We start from the raw sequence: 19,324 nt of genomic DNA on the forward strand, positions 1-19,324 counted from the left end.
CATTGGTTGGAGTAAAGCATGAAAACTGCCTCTAACGCCCTCTGCAAAAGCGCAAGCAGCTCATCTTTTTATAGCGCCATACCGCCTGCCTCCATTGGGCCTGCCATTTGCGAGGTGACCGAATGAGCAGCCTTTCCAGCATCAAGAGCGGCGCCTCGCTGCGCCAAACCCTGGCCCAATTACCACGCGACGCGCGCGACACGCTGTTTTTGCTGGTGGTGATTGCCTGGGTGATCGCCCCGCAAGTCCCCACCCTGCCGGTGTGGACCACGCTGCTCGCGGCGGGGGTGCTGGTGTGGCGCGGGTGGCTGGCCTGGCACAGCCGTCCCCTGCCCAGCCGCTGGATCAGTTCCGGCCTGCTGGCCCCTCTGGCGGTGGCGGGCACCGTTTTTTCGCACGGCACGTTTGTTGGCCGCGAAGCAGGGGTAACGCTGGTGATTGCCCTCTTGGCCCTGAAAACCCTGGAATTGCGGGCCCGTCGCGATGCGCTGGTCATCTTCTTCCTGGGCTTCTTCACCATGATCAGCAGCTTTTTCAACTCGCAGTCGCTGCTGACCGCTGCGGCCATGCTGCTCGCACTGCTGGGCATGCTCACGGCGCTGGTCAACGCCCACATGCCAGTGGGCCGCCCACCCTTGGTGCAAGCGTTTCGCACCGCGTTCACCATGGCGCTGCTGGGGGCGCCCATCATGGCGGCGCTGTTCGTGTTCTTCCCGCGCATGGCGCCGCTGTGGGGTGTGCCGGGCGATCAGATGGTGGGCCGAACGGGGCTGTCGGGGTCCATGCAAGTGGGAACGATTGCCGAACTTGCGCTCAGCGATGCCATAGCCTTTCGCATCAAGTTCGACGACCTGGCGCAAGCGACTCCACCCGCGTCTTCCCTCTACTTTCGCGGGCCCGTGCTATCCGGGTTTGATGGGCGTGAATGGCGGGCCGAGCCGTTTCGTGAAGACAGCAGTTGGGCGGCACGAGCCGCCCTGCCCGCCAACCTGCAGGTGCAAGGCCCCGCGCTGCGTTACGAAGTGACCCTGGAGCCGCACAAGCGCCCCTGGCTGATGGTGCTGGAATCCACCCCAAAAGCCCCAGAACTGCCCGGCAACCCCACCTACATGACGCAGGATCTGCAGTGGATGACTACCCGCCCTGTCACCGATGTGGTGCGCTACCGGGTTGAAAGCTACCCGGAATTCCGCCACGGCCCCGCGGCGTCCGTGCGGCAGCTGCGTGAGTTCACAGCCCTGCCGCCAGGCTTCAACCCGCGCACCCTGGCCCTGGCAGCGCAAATGCGTGCCGACCCGGCCCTGGCGGGCGACGATACCGCCGCCCTGATCGATGCTGCCATGGCGCGCCTGCGCACCGGCGGCTACACCTACACGCTGGAGCCAGGGGTGTACGGCGAGCACACAGCCGATGAGTTCTGGTTTGACCGTAAAGAAGGATTTTGCGAACACATTGCCTCGGCCTTCGTGGTGCTGATGCGAGCCATGGACGTGCCTGCGCGCATCGTCACCGGCTACCAGGGCGGCGGACAAAACTCGCTGGATGGCTACTGGACCGTGCGCCAAAGCGATGCCCATGCCTGGGCAGAGGTGTGGATCGCCGAGCGTGGCTGGGTGCGGGTGGACCCCACGGGCGCCGTAGCACCCGGCCGCGTGGGTGCTTTTGAGCGACTGCCCATTCCCCAGGGAGCGATTGCGTCGGCCGTGGGCAACGTCATCGGCGCGAACGCACTGCAGCAAATGCGTGCGGTATGGGAGGCCGTGAACAACCGCTGGAACCAGTGGGTGCTCAACTACACCCAGAACAGCCAGATGGACTTGCTGAAAAAACTGGGTTTTGAATCGCCCAGCTGGCAAGACCTGACCACGATCCTTGGATCGCTGCTGGGCGTGGCTGCCCTGGGTGGCGCCACGTGGAGCTGGTGGGAACGCCGCCAGCATGACCCGTGGCTGCGCCTGCTGGGGCGCACGCGCAAGCGGGCGGAAGCGGCCGGGTTGCCACTGCCCGATCACCTGCCCCCACGCGCCATCGCGCAGCGCGTACAGGCCCATTGGGGCACGGCCAGTGGCGCGGCGGCACCGAGCACACAAGCCCAGGTGCAGCGTATCCACGACTGGCTGCTGCGGCTGGAGCAGGTACGCTATGCCCCGCAACCGGCCCAGCAACTGGGCACGCTGCGGCGCGAATTCAACACCCTTTCTTGGCCCCAACCCACCCCAGGCCAGTGACCTGACTGCATGTTCAAAACTGTTTTTCTTGCTACTGCTTTGATAGCTGCTTGCGCAATACCCGCAAGCGCCAAGCCCCAAAAAACCTCACAAAGCGTGAGCCGCAGCAACGCCGTGCAGGGCAGCACCCCCTATGCCCAGCGCGACGATGCCATGCAGTTTGCCGACGACCTGGCAGAGCGCCGGGGGCTGGACCGCGAATGGGTGCGCCAAGCGGTGGGCCAGGCCCGTTTTCTGGGTTCGGTGCCCAAGCTCATGCTGCCGCCCTCCAAAGGCACGGCCAAGAACTGGCGCGTGTACCGCAGCCGCTTCATCGACCCCATCCGCATCCGCGCGGGCGTGCGGTTTTGGCAGGAACACCGCGAGGCCCTGGCCCGCGCCGAGCAGGAATACGGTGTGCCCGCCGAGATCATCGTCGGCATCATCGGGGTAGAGACCATCTACGGCCAGCAGATGGGCAACTTCCGCGTGATGGACGCGCTGGCCACCCTGGCGTTTGACTTCCCCACCGCCCACCCGCGCGCCAAAGAGCGCACCGAATTCTTCCGCCGCGAGCTGGAGCAGTGGCTGAGCCTGTCCAACCGCACCAACATCGATCCGTTCGAGGTGCGCGGCAGCTACGCGGGCGCAATGGGGCTGGGGCAGTTCATGCCTTCCAGCTGGGCCCGGTTTGCCGTAGACTTTGATGGCGACAGCCGCATTGATTTGTTCAGGAGCCCCACGGATGCCATCGGCTCTGTGGCCAACTACTTCAAGGGCCATGGCTGGACCACTGGCATGCCCACGCATTACACCGTGCAGTTCGACCCCGCCACGGTGAAGATGGACGAATTGCTGGCCCCCGACATCCTGCCCACCTTCAGCGCCACCAGCATGCAGGCCAAGGGCGCTTTGCTGGATGCGGCCGGCGCCCAACACACAGGCCCACTGGCTCTGGTGGAACTGGAAAACGGTGGCGATGCGCCCACCTACGTGGCGGGCACCGAAAACTTCTACGCCATCACGCGCTACAACTGGTCCAGCTACTACGCCATGGCAGTGATTGAGCTGGGGCGCGAAGTGGCCGCCGCACGCAACGCGGCCCTGGCGTCCAGCCGCTGAAGCAGCCGTTGGGGCCGGGGCGGCGGCGCTACATGGTCCTCAAGGCCGCTGCATGTTGCAGCTGTGTGGCTGCTGCGCCTTGGCCGCAGGAATCTGCCTCACCACGCGAAAGCCGTAGCCCGAGCCTTCCACGTCAAACTTGACGCCCGGCGCGCCCTTCTTGTCCATCACGCCCACGGCCAGGGCTTGCTGAAACTGGTGGTCGGCAGCGCGCATGGTGCCGGCCTGCCCCGCCAGCTGCACGCTGGCTTTTTCCATTTGCCGCGCCACAGCCACCACATCGGTGGTGCCGGCCCGTTCCATCGACTGGGCCAGGGCCTCGATCATGAGCTGCATGCGCATGTGCACATAGTCGTCCTGCGGCTTGGGAAAGCGTTCGCGGAAGGACTGGTAGAACGCCTCACTCTGCGCACCGGGCACATTGGGCAGCCAGTCGGCCACGGCCACCACCTTGCCAATACCTGCGTCGCCCATGGCGGCAGGCGCGCCCAGGGCGTTGCCATAGAAGGTATAGAAGCTACCCTCGTAGCCCACCTCGCGGGCGGCTTTCACCAGCAGGGTCAGGTCATTGCCCCAGTTGCCAGTCACCACCGCCTGCGCGCCGCTGCTCTTGATCTTGACGGCGTAAGGCGCAAAGTCTTTCACGCGGCCCACGGGGTGCAGCTCGTCGCCCACTACGGCCACATCGGGGCGCTGCGCTGCCAGCTGCTTCTTGGCTTCGCGCAGCACGGCCTGGCCAAAGCTGTAGTCCTGGCCAATCAGGTACACGCTCTTGAGGGCTTTGTCCTCGCGCATCACCTCCATCAACGCGGCCATGCGCATGTCGGCGTGGGCGTCAAAGCGGAAGTGCCAGAAGCTGCACTTTTCGTTGGTGAGGATCGGGTCCACCGCCGAGTAGTTGAGGAACAGCACGCGTTTGCTGGGTTCACGCTCGTTGTGCTTGTTGATGGCCTCGATCAGCACCGCAGCCGTGGCCGACGAATTGCCCTGCAGGATGACCTGCGCGCCGTCATCAATTGCTGCGCGCAGGGCAGACAAGGCTTCTTCGTTCTGGCCCTTGCTGTCATAGCGTTCCAGCACCAGCGGGCGCTTGCCACCAGCTGCGGCTGGCAAGGCCACACCACCGCGGGCATTCACACGTTCCATGGCCCAGTACACGTTGCGAAACACCGCCTCGCCTGTGTTGGCAAAGGTGCCTGAAAGACTTTCGATCAAAGCCACCTTGATGGGTTTGCCCGCAGGGGCGGCAGCGGCAGGCGCTGCGGTCTGGGCCCAGCCCGACGCCACGGGCGCCAAGCCCATCACTGCTGCGCCGGCGACGGCACAAACAGCCCGAAATAGTGCTGCACGGCGCCATTTCAAGCCCGTGGTCTGCAATTTATTCATACTCATTTTTCCCTTGAAATCCTGCGGCGGCGCACACACCTCCTGTGCATGCGGCGACCACGTCGAGAGCCGCGCAGTGTATAGGAGTCCCCATGTTCTTCACCCCCGTCATCCGCCGCGCCGCTTACACCCACGCACCCCGCTCTGCCGACCTGGCTTTGCAACGTTTTTTGATGGGCACCCTGGGGGCCACGGCTGGTGGTTCTGGCCAGCCAGCGGGCTACACGGTTACCCAGGATGACAAGCACACCACGCTGCAACTGGATGTACCCGGTCTGTCACGCGAGCAACTGAACATCACCATCGAAGGCAATGTAGTCAAAGTGCAAAGTGTGGAAGGCGCGCCCCGCAGCGTTCAGCGCGCCTGGGAACTGGCACAAGACATTGACACCGCCGCCAGCACCGCCAAGCTTGAAAACGGTGTTCTCACGCTGACCCTGGCCCGCGTGGAGCCTGCCAGCAAAGCCACCTCGCTGACCATCCACTGAGCCACGGCGCACGCCGTCAAAAAAGGCCGCTTTCGCCACGATCGAAAGCGGCCTTTGTGCGTTCTGCCCCGCTCCAGCAGAGGGTTATCACAGCCCCCCGGCTATTCGTGGCGCAAGGCGTCGATGGGGTCCATGTGCGCTGCACGGCGCGCCGGGAAGTAGCCAAACACCACGCCGATGCCTGCAGAAAACACGAACGACAGCAGGTTGACCGCAGGATTGAACAGGTAGGGCACACCCATCACCTGCGCCAGGCCCAGCGATGCCACTATGGCCAGCACAATGCCCACCAGGCCGCCCAGCGCGGCCAGCACCACCGCCTCGATCAGGAACTGCAGTAGAACCTCGCGCTCCAGCGCGCCAATGGCCAGGCGCAGACCGATCTCGCGGGTGCGCTCCGTCACGCTCACCAGCATGATGTTCATGATGCCGATGCCGCCCACCAGCAGGCTCACGGCGGCCACGGCGCCCAGCAGCGTGGTCATCACCTTGGTGGTGCCCGCAAAGGTGTCGGCCAGCTGCTTGGTGTCGAGCACGTTGAAGTTGTCCTCATCGGTGTCGGCCAGCTTGCGCAATTCGCGCAGCAACTGGGTCAGGGCACTTTTCACACGCGCGGGGTCGCTGCCGTCCTGCATGGACACCAGCAGCGTGTTCACGCGGGTGTTGCCCGTCACGCGTCGCTGCAGTGTTTTGAGGGGGATGAGCACCATGTCATCCTGGTCATTGCCAAACGCCCCCTGGCCCTTGGAGCCGAGCACGCCCACCACTTCGCACGAGAAGGCTTTCACGCGAAGCTGTTCGCCCACCGGGTCGCGGCCGCCATACAGCTCGCGGCGAATGGTCTCGCCGATCAGGCACACCGCGGCACCGGCGCGCAGTTCGGGGTCGGTGAAAGTGCGGCCTCCGGCCTGAACCGTCCAGTTGCCCGTCTGCAGCCAGGCATTGGTGCTGCCGATCACGCTGGTCGTCCAGTTGCGCCCGCCTGCCACCACCGTGGCGCCTGCACGCGCTTCTGGCGCCACCGCCAGAATGCCGCCGATCTGCTGCGCAATCGCGTCGGCATCAGTGTCCTTGAATGACGGCGCACCCGTGCCACCACCCGGCCCCATGCGCTGGCCTGGCCGCACTTGCAGCAGGTTGGTGCCCAGGCTGGAGATTTGCGTCTGCACAGCCAAGGTGGCGCCGTTGCCCAGCGTCACCATGGTGATCACCGCGCTCACCCCGATCACGATGCCCAGGATGGTCAGGAACGAGCGCATCAGGTTGCGCCGGATGGAGCGCAACGCCAGCAAGATGGTGTTGAACAGCATCACGCGACTCCCTGGCTGGCGTGAGCAGCCACCACCGGGGCGGGCTTGCCACGCAGCCCGACCGGGTGAGGGTTGAGGGTGTCCGAATCCACCACGCCATCGACAAACCGCACCATCCGGCGCGCGTATTCGGCCATATCGGGCTCGTGCGTCACCATCAGCACGGTGATGCCCTGCTCGGCATTGAGCCGCCACAGCAGTTCCATGATTTCGTGGCTGCGTTGGGTGTCGAGGTTGCCGGTAGGCTCATCGGCCAGAAGCACCACGGGCTCGGTCACGATGGCCCGGGCAATCGCTACGCGCTGCTGTTGCCCGCCCGAGAGTTCGGCCGGGGTGTGATGCTCCCAGCCTTTGAGCCCCACCGCCTCCAGCGCCCGTGCGGCAGCCGCCTTGCGCGTGGCCGCAGATTCGCCCCGGTACAGCAGCGGCAACTCCACATTCTCTTGCGCCGAGGTGCGTGCCAGCAGATTGAAGCCCTGAAACACAAAGCCGAAATAGCGGCGGCGCAGCAGCGCGCGCTCGTCGCGCGAGAGGGCTTCGACACGCACGCCCTTGAACAGGTATTCGCCGGTGGTGGGCCGGTCCAGGCAACCCAGCGTGTTCATGGCGGTGGATTTGCCCGACCCGCTGGGGCCCATGATGGCCACGAAGTCGCCCTGCGCAATCCGCAGGTCCACCCCCCTGAGGGCCTGGAAGGCCAGCGCCCCTTCGCCATACACCTTGGTCACGCCACGCAACTCGATGATGGGCGCCTCGGCTGGCGGGCGCCCTGGTTCAGCCTGCGCAGCGGTCATGGTGCCGCCTTGCCCATGCGCTGGTCGGTGATCACCTGCGCACCGGGCTCCAGGCCCTCGGCGCTCACCTCGGTCATGCGGCCATCGCTGATACCCACCTTCACGCTCACAGGCTGCGGCACACCGTCCTGGAGCAGCCAGATCTGGCGCGTCTGCCCAGTGCCAGGCCCTGCGCCCCCAGCCGTTTTGCGGCTGGCGTTGCGGGGCGGGCCGGGCATGAGCTGCGAAACGATGCCGCGGTTGGCACTGGCAGGCTTGCCTGCCGCCTCGGCGCCCGCCTGGGCGGGGGTAAAGCGCAAGGCGGTGTTGGGCACCAGCAGCACGTCGTTGCGCTCGGTGGAGGTGATGGTGGCCGCAGCCGTCATGCCGGGGCGCAGGCTCAGGTCGCTGTTGTCCACGTCCAGCCAGGTGATGTAGGTGACCACGTTGTCAGTTTTGGTGGAGCCAAACGACACGCGCGTGACCTCGGCTGGATAGCGGCGCGAGGGGTAAGCGCTGACGGTGAAGCTGGCCTTTTGCCCCACGGTGAGCGAGCCCACATCGGCTTCGTCCACACTCACGTCCAGCCGCAGGCGCGTCAGGTCTTCCACCACGGTGAACAGCGTCACCGCTTGCAGCGATGCGGCCACGGCGTTGCCGGGCTCGACACTGCGGGTGAGCACTACACCGTTGATGGGCGAACGGATCGATGCCTTCGAGAGATTGGTTTCGTCGGTAGAGAGCGCCGCACGGGCGTCATCGACCGATGCACGGGCACTGGCCTCGTCGGCCTTGGCGCGGTCCAGCGTGGCCTGGCCGGCATCCAGTTCGGTGGCAGACGGCACCTTGCCGCCCGACAGGCGCGCCACTTCCTGCAAGCGCGCCAGGCCCGCGGTGGCCTCTTTGGTGGTGGCCACGGCCTGCGCCAGCCTTGCCTGGGCGGCAGCCAGCGATGCACGCGAGCGCAGCACCTGCGCTTCGAGCTTGGCGGTGTCCAGTTCCACCAGCACCTGGCCCTTCTTGACCTTGTCGTTCACATCGACCAGCACGTTGCGCACGGTGCCCGAAAGCTCGCTGCCAATCGTCACCGACCGGGTGGGCTGCAAGGTGCCGTTGGCCGCCACGCTGAGCGTGAGGTTGCCGCGGCGCACTTCTTCCGTCACATAGCTGGGGGCAGCGTTGGCCGCCTTGCTGCTCTGCCAGGCATACACGCCCCCGGCAGCCACCAGCAAGGCAGCCACGCCAATCCACAGCGTGGTGCGCTGCCACCAGCGGCGCCGAGGCGCGGCCCCCAGCAACCCGGCCAGGCCTGCAGCCTGCGCCGATGCAGCCTTGGGAGATTTCACAGAAGTGTCAGGATGGTTCATGGATCAAGAATCAAAACAACAAGATAAAGAGCCCGTGGCCTGCGCCAGACTGCGCCCGCAAGGGCGCCAAGAGCGCCTGGCTATTGCCAGCCGCCACCCAAAGCTTTGTAGAGCCGCACATGGTCCGCCGCCACGCTGGCCACCGTGGTCGCCACGCTGTCTTGTGCAGATAACTGCGTGCGCTGGGTTTCCAGCACGGTGGCGAAATCAATCAGGCCACTGGCGTAGCGCTGTTGCGCCATCAATGCGGCATTGGCGGCGGCATCGGCTGCGGCCTGCAGGCGCTGCAACCGTTCACGGTTGCCTTGCAAGGCCACCAGGGCATCTTCCACGTCCTTCAGGGCTGCAAGCACCGTGGCCTCGTACGCCACCCGCACCTGTTCCAGCGCGGCTTCTTGCGAACGCACCTGGGCGCGGGCCGCGCCACCATCGAACAACGCCGCCGTCACACCGGCAGCAAGCGAGCTGGTCACCGCATTGCCCGCCGTGAGTGCCCCCACGGTCAAGGCCCTGAGTCCCAGCGTGCCGCTGAGCGAAAAATCCGGGTAGCGGGCGGCATCCGCCTGCGCCACGCGCGCTGCGGCCGCTGCCACGCGGTGTTCTGCGGCGCGCACATCGGGGCGCTGGCGCAGCGTCTGGGCCGGAATATCCCAAGCCAGGTCGTCGGGCGGCAAGGGCACCATGGCCGTGGCCTCCAGCCGTGCGTTGAGCGCCGCCGGTGGCTGCCCCGTCAAAACTGCCAGGCTGTGGCGCGACTGGGCCAGGCTGCTTTGCAACGCCGGCACCTGGGCTGCGGTCTGCTCTGCCGCAGCCCGGGCCTGTTCGGCCACCAGCGAGGTGGTCAACCCGGCCTGCAGGCGCCACTGTGCAATCTGCAAGGTTTCTTGCTGGCTGGCCAGATTACTGAGAGCAATTTGCAGGCGCTGCTGCAGGCCGCGCAGCTCGATGTAATTCACGGCCACTTCAGCCGCCAATGACACCTGCACATCGGCCAGGCTGGCCTGTGCAGCGCGGGCATCGGCTTCAGAAGCATTCACCCCGGCCCGCAGGCGGCCGAATACATCGGGCTCCCAGCTGGCATCAAACCCGGCGCTGAAGCTGTTGCCCGTGCTGCCCGACGCCCGGCTGCGCTGCGCAGAGCCCGAAGCACCCAGCTGGGGCAAGGTGCCAGCCGTCTGCACATCCACCAGCGCGCGCGATTGCTGCAATGCCGCCTGGGCACTGCGCACCGAAGTGTTGACGGCCAGAGCCTCGCTGATGAGTGCGGTCAGTTCGGGGTCGCCCAGCCGCTCCCACCACTGCACCAGCGGCGTGGCAATGCCCCCTGCCCCAGCCGCTGACCAGCCGGCAGGCACTGCCACGGGGGGCAACTGCGCATCGGGCGGCTGCAAGGTACTGCAACCGGCCAGCACCATGGCCAAAGCCAGCGCAGCACTGGCAGATGGCACGCAGCGCGGCCACCGCCCAGCGGCGACAGGGGACTGGAAAGGGGAAGATTTCATGGATCTATTTGCAAATCATTCTCAGCAAAGTCCATTGTCACGGTTTCCCTTGTCGCTCTGAAGGCGCTTGTGTCAACCTGAGGTAAAGAAATCGAGCGGCCCGGGCCGCCAGGCTTGTCGCTGGGGCCGTGCGTGCTGATTTCACCCGCACCAGGGCACTGGGAGATGCGCTCCCCCCTCCACCGGCGGGAGGACCTCTGACCGCTCACAGCGCCGTTGCAATACGAGTCTTTTAGGGCTCTAGCGCTTATTCAACAAGCGCCAGCAGCTATATTTTTAATAGCAAATAGCCCACAGGCCAGATCAGGCAGCAGGTGCCGTGATGGCATCCAGCGGCCAGCGCGGCTTCACGTCAAAGGCATAGGCGGTGTTGGCCTGTTGCTGCCCCGCCTGCAGGCGCATGGCGGCGGCCATGGCAATCATGGCGCCGTTGTCGGTGCACAGGTGCAGTTCGGGGTAGTGCACGCGCACACGGGCTTTGCTGCAGGCGGTGTTGAGTTGTTCGCGCAGCAGCCGGTTGGCCCCCACGCCGCCCGCCACCACCACGCGCTGCAGGCCCGTCTGCTTGAGGGCTGCCAGGGTCTTCTTCACCAGCACTTCCACAATCGCGGCCTCGGTGCTTGCGGCCAGGTCGGCCTTGCGGGCTTCTAGCTCGTCGCCCAGCTTCTTGGCCTGCGTGAGCACGGCGGTCTTGAGCCCCGCGAATGAAAAATCCAGATCGCCGCTGTGCAGCAAAGGCCGTGGCAGCTTGAAGGCTGCCGCATCACCCTGCTGCGCCATGCGCGACAAGGCGGGCCCGCCGGGGTAGCCTAGGCCCATGAGCTTGGCAGATTTGTCAAACGCTTCGCCCGCCGCGTCGTCAATGGTTTCACCCAAAATTTCGTAGCGGCCCACGCCATCGACTCGCATGAGCTGGGTGTGGCCGCCAGACACCAGCAGCGCCACAAACGGGAACTCGGGCGGGTCGGCACTCAAGAAGGGTGAAAGCAAATGCCCCTCCAAGTGGTGCACGCCCAGCACGGGTTTGCCCAGCGCCGCGCCCAGGGCGCAGGCCACGCCTGCACCCACCAGCAAGGCCCCGGCCAAGCCTGGTCCTTGGGTGTAGGCGACCACGTCCACATCGGCCAGGGTTTGGCCGGCATCGGTCAGCACCTGGGTGGCCAGCGGCAGCACGCGGCGGATGTGGTCGCGGCTGGCCAGCTCGGGCACCACGCCGCCATAGGCCTGGTGCATTTCAATTTGGCTGTGCAATGCGTGCGACAACAGCACGGGCACGCCGGTGTCGGCAGAACGCACCAGCGCCACGCCCGTTTCATCGCAAGAAGATTCAATACCCAGGATCAGCAGACTCATGCCCTGAGTGTAAAACCCCTGCCCTGGCGCAGCGCGGTGCTGCGCCCAAGCCCTCTCGCATGCACAGCTATGCGCCTACACGACCGCAGGCTTACCAGCGGTCTGAACGCATGCGCAGTTCCCAGACCCCGCCGCGCAGTTCATACACGCCGACGGCGCCGTAGCGCTGCTCGCCCTTGTCGTCCCAGCTCATGGTGCCAATCACCGGGGCATAGCCGTTGATGGTGCGCATGGCCTTGATGATGTCTTTGGGATCGGCCGACTTGGCCTTTTGCATGGCGGCCGTCAACACATAGGTGCTGTCGTAGCTGTAGTGGCCGCCATAGGCCGGGGGCTTTTGGTAGGCGTCGATGTACTTCTCCAGGAAGGGCTTGCCGGTGGTGAACTCCTTGGCCTCCAGCACGGGGGATGTGGCGTACAACCCCTCAATCAAGCCCGCGCCCTTGGCCATGTCGGTGGTCTTCACCGTGTCTCCACCCAGCAGCTTGACTTGCGTGTGGCCCACCTTCTGCAGGGCCTTGAGCAAAGCGAGCGCCTGGAAGTCGTTGAGCGTGGAGACGATGACCTCGACCCGCGCGGCCTTGAGCTCACCGGCCAGGGCGTCAAACTCCACTGTCTTGTCGTCAAACGACTTGCGCACCACCACCTCCTTGTTTTCGGCCTTGAGCTGGGCGGCCGCGCCATCGGTCAGGCCCTTGCCGTAGGGCGTGCCATCGTCCAGCGCGGCATAGCGGGATGCGCTGAGCTGCGTGGCGGCAAACGAGCCAATGGCACGGGCCTGCAGCGTGTCGTTGGCCACCATGCGGAAGGTGGAGTTCAAGCCCAGCTGGGTGAACTTGGGGTTGGTCGAAATCGCAATCTGGGCGATGTCCTTGGCCGCATAGATGGGCGCGGCTTCAATGCTCACGCCCGAATTGAGGTGGCCAATGACCGCCACCACCCCGGCATCCACCAGTTGCTGGGCCACTTGCTTGCCCGTGGCCGCATCGGCCTTGTCGTCCACCGACACCACTTCCAGCTTGACGCGCTTGCCGTCCACCATGAAGCCGTCCTTGTTCAGCTCTTGCACGGCCAGGTTCACGCCGTTGAGCAGGTCTTGCCCCAGCGCCCCCAGGGGGCCAGTCAGGGGCTGGGCTACGCCGATCTTGAGGGTGTCTGGCACCTTGCTGCAACCGGCCAGCACAGCGGCTGCCACCAAGGTGGGCAGCAGGGCCAAGGCCACCGGGAAACGGCGACGCGCGATGTGATTCTTCATGCAGTGGACTCCTGAATATGAGATGAATGATCAAGTGACCGGAGGTATAGAAGAGCAGCCGGGCCCCGCACCAGCGGGTATGCCCCGCCAGGGTTACATTTATTAGCAAGTTTCAGGCCCCGTAAGCCACGGCAGCGTGAGCCACACCTTGTGCACGACCCTGCGCACCGCAGCAGCGCACCAAAAAGTGGCGTAAATCTTGCTTAAAGTAGCGGTATGAATGAGGCATTACGTATCGTGGTGGTCGCCTCCGACCTGGCCGTCACCGACCCGGATGACGAACACGCGCTGCTGCAAGCGCAGCGCTCCAAGGCGTTGCGCATTGGTTTGCTGGAAAACAACTTCAACCTCATTGCCACACTGCCCGCCGACGTTTTCCTGAGCGACCGTCTGGCGCAGCTGCAACCCGACCTGATCATCGTGGACGCCGAGAGCGAAGCCCGCGATGCGCTGGAGCATGTGGTGATGGCCACGCGCGATGCCCGCCGGCCCATCGTCATGTTCACCAACGACGAGGACACCTCGCACGTCAAGGACGCGGTGGCCGCAGGCGTGTCGGCCTACATCGTGGCGGGGCTGGCGCCGCAGCGCATACGCCCCATCCTTCATGTCGCCATGGCGCGCTTTCAGCACGAGCAGGCCTTGCGGGCGGAGCTGGCCGATGCCAAGACCGAGCTCAAGGACCGCAAGACCATCGACCGCGCCAAGGGCCTGCTCATGCAGCGCCAGGGCCTGAGCGAACAGGCCGCCTACGACAAGCTGCGCAAGACGGCCATGGACAAGGGTCTCAAGCTCGTGGATGTAGCCCAGCGCATGTTGGATGTGATGGACCTGCTCGGCTGACGGCGAGCACCGCCCCGCCCTTCGCACCGCACCACGTCACACCACCCCGCAATGGGGCAGCACCACACCGCAGCAGCACGCCCATGGAGCAGCCACGGCTCTGCGAAGGAACAGCGATGGTGCAACGCACAAATCGCGTGCAGGCCTGCGCCACGCCACAGGTGCACAGCAGGCATACCCCTTCAAGCCAAAACATGCTGTAGCGCTTTATCTGCAATCGCTACTAGCTATCAAATAAATAGCAAACGCATTCTTTTCAAAGCTGGCACACCGCTTGCATCAGCTCCTGCATAGACCAATGAAGGTCTTGTACTGGCAGCAAACACCCAACGGCGGGTGAATGCAGCCAAGGAGCCCCAGGCTCCACCCAGGACAAAGGCGTCCCCACCCTTGCAACGTGCTGCTACGGCAGCCGTGCGAGGCGTGAGGACGCCTTTTTTGTTTTCTTCACCGACTTGCCCTTGAGGGATGTGCCATGACCGATTTGTTGAAAACCAGCCTCCACCGCCGCACCGTGCTGCAAGCGGCCACCGTGGGCGCCGTGGGTGTCAGCCCCGCACTGCGTGCGCTTGTCCACGCCCAGGGGTCGGATGCGCCGGAGAAGAAAGAGGTCAAGATCGGCTTCATCCCGCTGACCGACTGCGCCAGCGTGGTGATGGCCTCGGTGCTGGGCATCGACAAAAAATACGGCGTCACCATCATCCCCACCAAGGAAGCCAGCTGGGCCGGTGTGCGCGACAAGCTGGTCAACGGTGAGCTGGACTTTGCCCACGTGCTGTATGGCCTGGTGTATGGCGTGCACCTGGGTGTGAGCGGCCCCAAGAAAGACATGGCCGTGCTGATGAACCTGAACCACAACGGCCAGGCCATCACGCTGTCTAAAAAGCTGGCGGACAAGGGCGCCGTGAACGGCGCCGGGCTGGCCAAGCTAATGGCCAGCGAAAAGCGCGAGTACACCTTTGCCCAGACCTTCCCCACCGGCACGCACGCCATGTGGCTGTATTACTGGCTGGCCGCGCATGGCATTGACCCGATGAAGGACGCCAAGGTCATCACCGTGCCCCCACCGCAAATGGTGGCCAACATGCGCGTGGGCAACATGGACGGCTTCTGCGTAGGCGAGCCCTGGAACCAGCGCGCCATCATGGACGGCATCGGGGTCACGGCCAGCACCACACAAGCCATCTGGCAAGACCACCCCGAGAAGGTGCTGGGCACCACGGCCGAGTTTGCGCAAAAGTACCCCAACACCGCACGCGCCGTGACGGCCGCCATCCTGGAAGCCAGCCGCTGGATCGACGAAGGCCTGGCCAACAAGAACAAGATGGCCGAAACCATTGCGGGCAAGGCCTATGTGAACACCAGTGTGGATGCGATCAACCAGCGCATCCTGGGCCGCTACCAGGACGGCATGGGCAAGAGCTGGGACGACCCGAACCACATGAAGTTCTATAACGACGGCGCAGTGAACTTCCCCTACCTGTCTGACGGCATGTGGTTCCTCACCCAGCACAAGCGCTGGGGCCTGCTCAAGGACCACCCCGACTACGCGGGCGTGGCCAAGGCCATCAACCGGATCGATCTCTACAAGCAGGCCGCCACTGCGTCCAAGACCCCCCTGCCCAAGAGCGACACGCGCAGCCACAAGCTGATCGACGGCGTGGTGTGGGACGGCAAGGACCCCAAGAAGTACGCCGACGGCTTCAAGATCAAGGCCTGAAGCCCACCCCCTTCATCGCAACACCCACGCCCCGCCCTCCCCCACGTTGAAACCAGGAGATCGCCATGGTCAGTGCTGTTTTTCACACCCCGCTGGACGCCGCGCCCCACGCGGACAAGCCCGCTACAAACTCCATAGCGCCTAGCGCTTTATCCATGAGCGCTACAGCCCAAAACGCCTCTAAAACCGCAGCCACCACCTCTACCAAAGCCTCCGGGCGTGACCTGGCCACCTGGTCACGCAACTTCTGGATGGCAGTACTGCCACCGGCCTGCGGTGTGGCTTTGCTGCTGGTGGCCTGGGCCATGGTGTCTGCAGCCACAGGCAAGAGTATCCCGTCTCCGCTGGAGACCTGGGGCCAGGCGGTGGAGGTGTTCAGCAACCCCTTCTACCGCAATGGCCCCAACGACCAGGGCGTGGGCTGGAACGTGCTGATGAGCCTGCAGCGCGTGGCCGTGGGCTTTGGGCTGGCGGCGCTGGTGGGCATTCCGGCCGGGTTTGTCATCGGGCGCTTCAACATCCTGTCGCGCATGTTCAACCCGCTCATCAGCCTGCTGCGCCCCGTGTCGCCCCTGGCTTGGCTGCCCATCGGCCTGCTGGTGTTCAAGGGCGCCAACCCGGCTGCCATCTGGACCATCTTCATCTGCTCCATCTGGCCCATGGTCATCAACACTGCGGTGGGCGTGCAGCGCGTGCCGCAGGACTACATGAACGTGGCCCGTGTGCTGCAACTGTCGGAGTGGAAGATCGCCACCAAGATCCTGTTCCCCGCCGTGCTGCCCTACATGCTCACCGGCATCCGTCTGGCCGTTGGCACCGCGTGGCTGGTGATCGTGGCGGCCGAGATGCTCACGGGCGGCGTAGGCATCGGCTTTTGGGTGTGGGACGAGTGGAACAACCTGAACGTCAAGAACATCATCATCGCCATCTTCGTGATCGGCATCGTCGGGCTGGTGCTGGAGTACGCACTCATCAAGCTGGCCACCGCCTTCACGTTTGAAGAGGTCAAAACTTGACCCACCCCTGAGAGCCGCGCCATCGGCGCATCACTCCCCGTGGCCCGGCAAAGCCGGCTCCACGGCGGTCCTCGGAAATACCAGGAGCTCCTCATGCATACCTCTCTCACCACCAAGTTCATCGAAATCCAAGGCGTGGAGCAAACGTTCAAAACCGCCAAGGGGCTTTTCCCGGCGCTGAAGGGCATCGACCTGACTATCGCGAAAGGCGAGTTCGTGGCGCTCATCGGGCACTCGGGCTGCGGCAAATCCACGCTGCTGAACCTGATTGCAGGCCTCACCACCCCCACCAACGGGGTGCTGATCTGCGCCAACAAAGAGATCAAGGGCCCTGGCCCTGAGCGTGCGGTGGTGTTCCAGAACCATTCGCTGCTGCCCTGGCTCACCTGCTTTGACAACATCTACCTGGCCGTGGAGCGCGTGTTTGGTGGCAAGGAAAACAAGGCCCAGCTCCAGGCCCGCACCGACGCCGCGCTGGCCCTGGTGGGCCTGACGCACGCTGGCCAAAAGCGCCCCGGCGAAATATCGGGCGGCATGAAGCAGCGCGTGGGCATTGCCCGCGCCCTCTCCATGGAACCCCAGGTGCTGCTGATGGACGAGCCCTTTGGCGCGCTGGACGCCCTGACCCGCGCCAAGCTGCAAGACGAGTTGCTGGAGATTGTGGCCCGCACCCAAAGCACCGTGGTCATGGTGACGCACGATGTGGACGAGGCCGTGCTGCTGTCCGACAAGATCGTGATGATGACCAACGGCCCCGCCGCCACCATTGGCGAAGTGCTGCATGTGGACTTGCCCCGCCCCCGCAAGCGCGTAGAGCTGGCGGAAGACCCGCACTACGTGCAGTACCGCAAGGCGGTGATCGACTTTTTGTACACACGTCAAACCCACGTGGAAAAAACCGCGGCCTGAGCGTGCACCTCGCCCAAAACCTCTGGGGCGGGCCTAAACTGAATTGTGAACTCTTTAACGCATGGGTCGCAAAATCAACACGGGAACCACGAGGATGAATGCACTGATTGCACGCTTGAAACTCTGGCAAAAATTTGCACTGGTCTGTGCAGCCTGCATGCTGCTAGCAATTACCGCATCGGCTTTGGTGCTGCAAGCTCGCTATGAAGCCCTGCGCACTGCACGGGCGGAACAAGCGGGGCTGAAGCCCGCAGAGCAGGTGCTGCGGCTCATCCAGCTGACCCAGCAGCACCGAGGGCTGTCCAACGGAGCGCTCTCGGGCAACACCCAATTCATCGCGCAACGCGAGAAAAAGCAGGTCGAGGTACAAGACCGCCTGTAACAGGCACTGCAAGCCACCCAGGCACTGGCCACCAGCGCCAACGACACCAAGCTGGCACCCCTGACAGCGCAGATTGAAAATGATTGGCAGGCGCTCGCCGCCCAGGTCGCGGCCCCCGGCGCCAAGGCGGCAGACAGCTTTCGCAACCACACCGCCCTTATCGCGCGGCAACTGGGGCTTCTCAACCAGGTGCTGGACACATCCACACTGACCCTGGACGCCGAGGCATCCAGTTACTACCTGATGTCGGGCACGCTCGACCAATTGCCCGCGCTGACGGAGTCACTCGGCCAGGCGCGGGCGGTGGGCGCCGGCGCACTCACCCGCCGCGATCTGGGCAACACCGAGCGGGCCGCCTTGTTGGCAGCCGTCACTGCGGCGCGCCTACAGAACGACAAGGCGCAAGCACTGCTCAGCCGCGCTGGCGAAGCCGATGCAGCCGTGCAACGCACGTTGGCCAGCGCGCAGAAAAAAGCGGCGGACGACGCCAGCCGCGCACTACAGTCCATTCAGGAGCAACTGCTGCAACCCACCGAGCTGAGCCACCCGCCCCAGGCCTACTTCGCCAGCCTGACCGAGGCCATCGACACCCAATTCGCCCTCATCGCCAAGGGCTACGAAACCCTGGACACCATGCTGGAAGAGCGGGTGGTGCAGGCTCAGCGCTTCATGTGGTGGTTCACCGCCGCGCTGCTGGCAGCCCTGGTGGTGACCCTGTGGGTGAGTCTGGCCACGGTGCGCCAGGCGCAAGCCGCTGTGCAGCAAACGCTGGGTGCAGCACGCGCCCTGGCGGCAGGCGACCTGGGCCACCCGCTGCACCTGGACACCCACGACGAGTTTGGCGACATCGCCCGCGCCCTGGGCCAGTCCACCCGCGCCTTGGCGCACACGGTGCAAGGCATTCAGCAGTCCATCGCTACGGTGCACACAGCATCCGTGGAGATTGCGACAGGCACGCAAGACCTGAGTGCACGCACCGAGCAGCAAGCCAGCGCGCTGGAGCAAACCGCCGCATCGATGGAAACCTTGAACCAGACGGTGAACGCCAACAGCCAAAGCGCCAGCCATGCCCACGCACTGGCGCGCCAAGCCAGCGAAGAGGCTGAGCACGGCGGCGCGCAAGTGCAAAAGGTGGTGGCGTTTATGCAGGGCATCCACGACAGCTCGCGCAAGATCGCAGACATCACCGGGGTGATCGACTCCATTGCGTTCCAGACCAACATCCTGGCGCTGAATGCCGCCGTGGAGGCGGCCCGCGCGGGCGAGCAAGGCCGGGGCTTTGCCGTGGTGGCCAGCGAGGTGCGCAGCCTGGCCCAGCGCAGCGCCCAGGCTGCGCACGAGATCAAGGCCCTCATCACCGACTCGGTTCAGCGCATGGATGAAGGATCTCGCCAGGCCGACAGCGCGGGCCAGGCCATGCAGGGCATCGTGCAAGCGATTGCCCGGGTCAGCGGCATCATGGCCGAAATCAGCAGCGCCAGCGCCGAGCAGGCGTCAGGCATCTCTCAGGTGTTGGAGGCGGTGGAGCACATGGACCGCATGACCCAGCAAAACGCAGCCCTGGTGGAGGAAACGGCCGCCGCATCACAAGGGCTGCGCTCGCAGGCCGATCAGGTCAGCAGCGCCATGGCGCACTTCCGCTGGCAGCATTGACGCCGCAGCGGGCGGCCCCCGTGCGCTGCGCTCCGGGG

General features: G+C 64.9%; 16 protein-coding genes. 9 read left to right on the forward strand and 7 right to left on the reverse strand.

The features are described 5' to 3' along the window. Positions 1–122 precede the first annotated feature (122 nt). A complete protein-coding gene (locus tag PQV96_RS12610) occupies positions 123–2,228 on the forward strand; it encodes a transglutaminase TgpA family protein (RefSeq protein ID WP_207375055.1) in 2,106 nt (701 codons plus the stop codon). Positions 2,229–2,237: 9 nt separating this feature from the next. Next, positions 2,238–3,329: a lytic murein transglycosylase B gene (mltB, locus tag PQV96_RS12615; protein WP_273623115.1), complete on the forward strand. Its 1,092-nt coding sequence runs from the start codon at positions 2,238–2,240 to the stop codon at positions 3,327–3,329. A gap of 39 nt (positions 3,330–3,368) precedes the next feature. On the opposite strand, the gene PQV96_RS12620 is transcribed toward mltB, so the two are convergent. Further along, a complete protein-coding gene (locus PQV96_RS12620) occupies positions 3,369–4,715 on the reverse strand; it encodes a branched-chain amino acid ABC transporter substrate-binding protein (protein ID WP_082759071.1) in 1,347 nt (448 codons plus the stop codon). A 92-nt stretch (positions 4,716–4,807) separates the two neighbouring features. Between PQV96_RS12620 and PQV96_RS12625 the strand changes: the two genes are divergently transcribed. Then, the gene (locus tag PQV96_RS12625; protein ID WP_066694537.1) at positions 4,808–5,203 is read left to right on the forward strand and encodes an Hsp20/alpha crystallin family protein; all 396 of its coding nucleotides are present in this window, start codon (positions 4,808–4,810) and stop codon (positions 5,201–5,203) included. A gap of 101 nt (positions 5,204–5,304) precedes the next feature. On the opposite strand, the gene PQV96_RS12630 is transcribed toward PQV96_RS12625, so the two are convergent. The 6 genes from PQV96_RS12630 to PQV96_RS12655 form a co-directional block, all read right to left on the reverse strand. Next, positions 5,305–6,513 (reverse strand): ABC transporter permease, encoded by a 1,209-nt coding sequence (locus PQV96_RS12630; RefSeq protein WP_273623116.1) that lies wholly within the window; start codon positions 6,511–6,513, stop codon positions 5,305–5,307. Further along, positions 6,513–7,307 carry an ABC transporter ATP-binding protein gene (locus PQV96_RS12635; RefSeq protein ID WP_273623117.1) on the reverse strand — a complete coding sequence of 265 codons (795 nt, stop codon included), beginning with the start codon at positions 7,305–7,307 and terminating at the stop codon, positions 6,513–6,515. The genes PQV96_RS12630 and PQV96_RS12635 overlap by 1 nt, the downstream gene beginning before the upstream one ends. Continuing rightward, complete coding sequence (locus PQV96_RS12640; protein WP_273623118.1) at positions 7,304–8,653, reverse strand: efflux RND transporter periplasmic adaptor subunit; 1,350 nt, start codon at positions 8,651–8,653, stop codon at positions 7,304–7,306. The genes PQV96_RS12635 and PQV96_RS12640 overlap by 4 nt, the downstream gene beginning before the upstream one ends. A gap of 80 nt (positions 8,654–8,733) precedes the next feature. Beyond that, complete coding sequence (locus PQV96_RS12645; RefSeq protein ID WP_420482208.1) at positions 8,734–10,068, reverse strand: efflux transporter outer membrane subunit; 1,335 nt, start codon at positions 10,066–10,068, stop codon at positions 8,734–8,736. Between the two features lie 390 nt (positions 10,069–10,458). Beyond that, a complete protein-coding gene (gene tsaD / locus PQV96_RS12650; protein WP_142084722.1) occupies positions 10,459–11,508 on the reverse strand; it encodes a tRNA (adenosine(37)-N6)-threonylcarbamoyltransferase complex transferase subunit TsaD in 1,050 nt (349 codons plus the stop codon). Between the two features lie 91 nt (positions 11,509–11,599). Beyond that, positions 11,600–12,763 carry a branched-chain amino acid ABC transporter substrate-binding protein gene (locus PQV96_RS12655; protein ID WP_207375063.1) on the reverse strand — a complete coding sequence of 388 codons (1,164 nt, stop codon included), beginning with the start codon at positions 12,761–12,763 and terminating at the stop codon, positions 11,600–11,602. 216 nt (positions 12,764–12,979) lie between these two features. Here PQV96_RS12655 and PQV96_RS12660 point away from each other — a divergent pair, with 216 nt between their 5' ends. The 6 genes from PQV96_RS12660 (at position 12,980) to PQV96_RS12685 (ending at position 19,286) form a co-directional block, all read left to right on the forward strand. Next, the gene (locus PQV96_RS12660) at positions 12,980–13,606 is read left to right on the forward strand and encodes an ANTAR domain-containing response regulator (RefSeq protein WP_066784816.1); all 627 of its coding nucleotides are present in this window, start codon (positions 12,980–12,982) and stop codon (positions 13,604–13,606) included. A gap of 475 nt (positions 13,607–14,081) precedes the next feature. Next, a complete protein-coding gene (locus PQV96_RS12665) occupies positions 14,082–15,326 on the forward strand; it encodes a CmpA/NrtA family ABC transporter substrate-binding protein (protein ID WP_099655098.1) in 1,245 nt (414 codons plus the stop codon). Between the two features lie 65 nt (positions 15,327–15,391). Further along, on the forward strand, positions 15,392–16,342 hold the full coding sequence (gene ntrB / locus PQV96_RS12670; protein WP_066786303.1) for a nitrate ABC transporter permease: 951 nt from the start codon (positions 15,392–15,394) through the stop codon (positions 16,340–16,342). A gap of 93 nt (positions 16,343–16,435) precedes the next feature. Then, a complete protein-coding gene (locus PQV96_RS12675) occupies positions 16,436–17,251 on the forward strand; it encodes an ABC transporter ATP-binding protein (RefSeq protein ID WP_066786300.1) in 816 nt (271 codons plus the stop codon). A gap of 157 nt (positions 17,252–17,408) precedes the next feature. Further along, positions 17,409–17,633 carry a hypothetical protein gene (locus tag PQV96_RS12680; protein WP_207375064.1) on the forward strand — a complete coding sequence of 75 codons (225 nt, stop codon included), beginning with the start codon at positions 17,409–17,411 and terminating at the stop codon, positions 17,631–17,633. A 189-nt stretch (positions 17,634–17,822) separates the two neighbouring features. Continuing rightward, on the forward strand, positions 17,823–19,286 hold the full coding sequence (locus tag PQV96_RS12685) for a methyl-accepting chemotaxis protein (protein WP_273623120.1): 1,464 nt from the start codon (positions 17,823–17,825) through the stop codon (positions 19,284–19,286). Positions 19,287–19,324 lie beyond the last annotated feature (38 nt).

This window comes from Acidovorax temperans (assembly GCF_028596105.1).
GTDB classification, from domain to species: Bacteria; Pseudomonadota; Gammaproteobacteria; order Burkholderiales; family Burkholderiaceae_C; genus Acidovorax; species Acidovorax temperans.